Genomic DNA, 1,673 nt, shown 5'->3' with positions numbered 1-1,673 from the left:
GGAGATCAAGCAGCTCATCACCACCAGCGTGGACAATGTGCAGTCGGGCTCGCAGCAGGTGGAGCTGGCGGGCCAGAGCATGAGCGAGATCGTGGCCAGTGTGCGCCGTGTCAGCGACCTGATCGGCGAGATCACGGCCTCGTCCACCGAGCAGCGCGACGGCATCAATCAGGTCAACCAGGCGGTGAGCAATCTGGACCAGATGACGCAGCAGAACGCGGCGCTGGTGGAGGAATCCAGTGCGGCGGCGCTGTCCATGCAGGAGCAGGCGCGTCGCCTGGCCGAAGTGGTCTCAGTCTTCAAGCTGGGCCATGAAACCGGCTATGCCAAGGTTGCAGCACCCCTGCGCTCGGCCAGCCGCGCCATGCCGGCCATGGCGCCGGTGAAGCAGACTGCTGCTGCAGCCAGACCCGCGATCAAGAAAGCGCCTGCTGGCCCGGCACCTACGGCACTGAGTGCCAGCAAGGCCAAGCCAGCCGCGGACTCCGACGATGGGGACTGGGAAACTTTCTAAACCGCAGGCTGACACCCGCTTGCAGGCCCGCCGCTTCTGACAGGAGGCTGCGGGCTTTTTCATTCTGGATTGTCAACTCCAGCCTTGCCGAAAAGCGGGAAAGTACTGAGAACATCAGTTGTGCGCAATGCGCAAAGCAGTTGTAACAATTATTAATATATTGATGCAGCTCTCGGGAGAGCATCCCGAAGAGGTGGAGGGAGGACGTCAGGGGCCAGGAATTGACCGCCAGAGTCATGCACAAGCCAGCCCGTAGTTCACGATGCGGACGTGCCTGTGTGTGTGGGTTCTTTTGTCTGGATTGGTTGGTTCATGAAGTTGTTTCAATTCACCGTGGCCCGGAAGCTGTGGGCATTGGTGATCGGTCTTTTGGCGGGGATGTTGTTGCTGGTGGCAGGCAGCCTGGCTTATTCCAAACGTGTCAACGAGGGCGTTCTTACGGCGGTGGTGGAGGCGCAGACGGCTGCTGCGCAGGCCAAGGAGTGGCGCATCCTGACCCAGATGAGCATGGATCGCTTCACGGCAGCTGCCATGTCCACGGAAGAGAATCTGGTCGAGCACCAGTACAAGGCCATGGCCGGCCTGATCGCCAGCATCAACGAGTTGCGCGACAAGGTGCTGGCACAGGTTCATACCCAAGAGGCCAAGGGCCTGATGGCCGATGTGAACACGCATAGAGATGCCTTGTTTGCGGTGAACAAGGAGGTGGATCAGGCTCGTCAATCCAAGGATTTCGAGCGTTCGCAAAAGTTGATCGAAGAGCGGCTCAATCCCATGGCGCAAAAGTACTACGCGGCCCTGGATGCCTATGTGCAACTGCAGGACCGCTACCGGGTTCAGGCGCTGGAGCTGGGTGAGTCCAGCCGCTCCAAAGCCTATGTGGTGATAGCCGTCGCTTGCGGCGTCATCATGTGTTTGGGATTGGTGACTGGCCTGCTCATCATGCGCTCCATCACCCGGCCTCTTGTCAAGGCCGTGGAGCTGGCAGATGCGATCGCCGAGGGCGATCTGAGTTTCAGAAGCGGGCATGGCAGCGAAGACGAACTGGGGCATCTGCACCAGTCCCTGAACGCCATGGCCGAGCGCCTGCGCTCCGTCGTCGGCCAGGTGCGCTCGGGCGTGGAGTCCGTCTCTTCGGCTTCGGGCCAGATTGCCACGG

General features: G+C 60.7%; 2 protein-coding genes. Both read left to right on the top strand.

Going from position 1 to position 1,673, the window contains the following annotated elements; genetic code table 11:
- A partial coding sequence (locus tag V8Z78_RS26940) for a methyl-accepting chemotaxis protein (protein ID WP_349732502.1) occupies window positions 1-514 on the top strand: 514 nt, incomplete at its 5' end.
- A 312-nt stretch (window positions 515-826) separates the two neighbouring features.
- Window positions 827-1,673: HAMP domain-containing protein (locus V8Z78_RS26935; RefSeq protein WP_349732501.1), on the top strand; the 847-nt coding region annotated here is incomplete at its 3' end.

This window comes from Comamonas sp. wu1-DMT, assembly GCF_040187805.1.
GTDB lineage: Bacteria > Pseudomonadota > Gammaproteobacteria > Burkholderiales > Burkholderiaceae_C > Comamonas > Comamonas thiooxydans.
The sequence above is the reverse complement of the archived record's forward strand: the minus strand, read 5'-3'. Positions and strand labels throughout refer to the sequence as shown.